This is a genomic window from uncultured Caballeronia sp. (assembly GCF_964243625.1).
Taxonomy (GTDB): Bacteria; Pseudomonadota; Gammaproteobacteria; order Burkholderiales; family Burkholderiaceae; genus Caballeronia.
Genome location: NZ_CAXTGZ010000719.1, coordinates 1 through 2872 on the forward strand (window position 1 = coordinate 1; position 2872 = coordinate 2872).

Genomic DNA, 2872 nt, shown 5'->3' on the forward strand with positions numbered 1-2872 from the left:
AACGATCATTGCCGGACGTTCGATACGCGGTCTCACCGTCCGCTGGATCAGCCCGATCTGAAGCCCGAGCAATTCCAGCCGTCCGAGACTGCCGGGCGGTTTTGTCTTTGTATCGATGACATGTTGCAGCTCGGCTGTCATCGACCGGTCGAGCGGTTCAACGCGGGGAAATGTTTCGGGCATGGTCGTGTTCATCGTTGAGGTGAGCGCATCGCGGGCACGAGCGCTTCGTGTCCGTCCTGCTGAATCAAGGTTAGCGGATAGCCAAACGCAACACTCGCGCGCTCGGGCGTGAGGACTTCGCGGACCGGGCCGGCATGCGCGTGGCCGGCGCCATCGAGCAGCAATGCGTGCGTCGCGAAACGCCGGGCCAGGTTCAGATCGTGACACGAGAAAATTACGCTGCGCCCGGGAGCCTTGCTCCAGTCGCTCAACGCTTCCAGGCAATCGATCTGATGATGCAGGTCGAGATGGGAAAGAGGTTCGTCGAGCAACAAGAGCGGCGCGTCCTGGCACAAGGTCGCAGCAAGCGATACACGCTGGCGTTCGCCGCCGGAAAGCGACTGGACATCGCGCAATGCGAGCGGAGCGAGGCCAAGCGTTTCCAAAGCTGCGTGCGCAGCGCTGCGATCCGCATCGCTTTCCCAACCCCAACCCGTCAAGTGCGGGAAGCGGTTGAGCATGACGGTGTCGAGAACGGTTGCGCTGAAGGCGTCGTGCGAGGCTTGCGGCATCAATGCGCGACGACGCGCCAGGTCGTTCGGGCGCCAGTCGCGAAGCACGCGGCCATCCAGAGAAATCGCGCCTGACGCTTCCTTCGACAAACCCGCCAGCGCCGAAATCAGCGTCGTCTTGCCTGCGCCGTTCGGCCCCGCGATGCACCACATCTCGCCGGGCGCAAAGGTCTGCGTCAGATCGGCGATCAAGACGCGATCCGCCGCGCGCAAAGTGAGTCGAGCAACGTGAAGTCCGTTCATGGCGTGCGCCTCAGCAGCATCCACAAGAACACCGGCACGCCGATCAAGGCCGTGATGACACCCACCGGCAATTGTGCGGGCGCGATCACCGTGCGCGCGATCAGGTCCGCGCCCATCACCGCCAGTCCGCCCGCAATCGCCGATGCAGGCAGCAACATGCGTTGGTCGTTACCGAACGCGAGCCGCAACACATGCGGCACGACGAGCCCGATGAACCCGATCGTCCCGGCAGTCGTAACGGCAGCGGCCGCCGCCAGCGATGCCACGAGATACACGCGCAACCGCAAGCGCACGACCCGCACGCCGAGCGCTTCGGCCGCAATGTCGCCACGCAGCAGCACGTTGAGCTGGGGCGCAGCCGGCACAATCGCGATCAACGCAATCAGCAACGCGATCAACGCGGGCCACGGCATCGCAACGCCGTTGAGATCGCCCGTGAGCCAGAACACCATGCCGCGCAAGCGGTTCTCGGGCGCAACGGCGAGCATCAATGTAATCAACGCGCCCCACCCTGCCGCGATCACCGCGCCGGTCAGCAACAATCTCGGCGATGCATCCTGCGGTTCACCCCGCCACAGCTCGCGCCGCGCAAGTCCGAGGACGAGCAGTATCGACAAGAATGCGCCCGCGAACGCGGCGACATCGACGCTCCACCACGACATGGAGAACAGCATTGCAGCGAGCGCGAACGCCGCCGCGCCGCCCGATACGCCAAGCACATACGGCTCGGCGAGCGGGTTGCGCAACAGGACTTGCAGCAGCGCGCCGGCCATCGCAAGCAGCGCGCCCGAGGCAAACCCGCCCAGCGCGCGCGGCAGCCGCAGGCTGCGCACGATTTCATCGAGCACGTCATTCGATGACGATAAAAGTGCATGCACGACACGCACAGGCGCCACCGGCACGCTTCCGATGGCCAGCGACGCGACGAATACAGCCAGCGTCACAAGGGCGAGCGCGATCCAGATTGCGAAAGCGCGCGGGGCGTCCATACGCCGGGCGTCGATACGCCGGGCGTCGATACGCTTAGCGTTCACCGCTGCTGCCAGCCAAGCGTGATGTAGGCACCGCGCCGCGGCGTGTTGTATGAATACGCAAGCTGATAGTCCTTGTTGAACACATTGTCGATCCGCGCGCCGACGTACCACGACTTCGTGATGTCGTAGCGCGCCGACAGATTCACCAAACCATAACCGCCGAGCGTCGAGTCGAAGTCTTCGCGCGCCCCGCTCGTGATCCATTCGCCGCCGACGCGCCAGCCGCCGATCGACCGGTTCACGGCAAGCGTCGCAAAGCGCCGGGCGCGGCGCGTCAGGTCCTGCTGATCGGTTTCATCGACGGGATTTTGCAGCGTGAACGACGCCCGGACATCCGTGCGCCCGACGTGCCCCTGCCACGATCCCTCGAGCCCCTGCACCTTCGCGCGCCCCACGTTCTGCGCGATGAAAAAACCGCCGCCGTCCGATACGTAGTTGATCAGGTTCGTGTATCGCGTCTGGAACGCGGTCAGCCGCAAGATCCCCACCGCGTTCGATGCATATTGCAGCGCGGCCTCGACCGAATGGCTGCGCTCGGGTTGTATCGATGGATTGCCGCTGAACGGATAGTACAGATCGTCGAAGGTCGGCGCGCGGAATGCATCGGAATAGCTGAGCGTGGCTTTCCAGTGCGCATCGAAATGGTAGCCATAGCCGAGGTAATAACTGTTGGCGCCGCCGAAATCCGAATACTGGTCGCGACGAACATTCGCCTGGAACTGGTTTGCCCCGACGTTGCCGACATAACCCGCGAATCCCGAATTCACATGACGATCGGGAGCCGCGACCTGATCCGAATCAAGCGTCTGGTCGAGATGTTCGTAGCCGAATACGAACTTGTGATCCGGCGTCAGCGCGATA

Annotated in this window: 4 protein-coding genes; all 4 read right to left on the reverse strand. The window is 63.7% G+C overall.

Features of this window, described 5'->3' with window-relative positions; genetic code table 11:
• Window positions 1–183, reverse strand: a 183-nt coding sequence (locus ACFFAR_RS29880; RefSeq protein ID WP_375509083.1) for a nicotinate-nucleotide--dimethylbenzimidazole phosphoribosyltransferase, incomplete at its 3' end; no start/stop codon positions are given.
• A gap of 8 nt (window positions 184–191) precedes the next feature.
• Complete coding sequence (locus ACFFAR_RS29885) at window positions 192–977, reverse strand: ATP-binding cassette domain-containing protein (RefSeq protein WP_174365344.1); 786 nt, start codon at window positions 975–977, stop codon at window positions 192–194.
• Window positions 974–1966, reverse strand: a complete 993-nt coding sequence (locus ACFFAR_RS29890; RefSeq protein WP_062170488.1) for an iron ABC transporter permease — start codon at window positions 1964–1966, stop codon at window positions 974–976. Before ACFFAR_RS29890 ends, ACFFAR_RS29885 begins: the two co-directional genes overlap by 4 nt.
• A gap of 41 nt (window positions 1967–2007) precedes the next feature.
• The coding region (locus ACFFAR_RS29895; RefSeq protein ID WP_174365345.1) for a TonB-dependent receptor domain-containing protein at window positions 2008–2872 on the reverse strand (865 nt) is incomplete at its 5' end.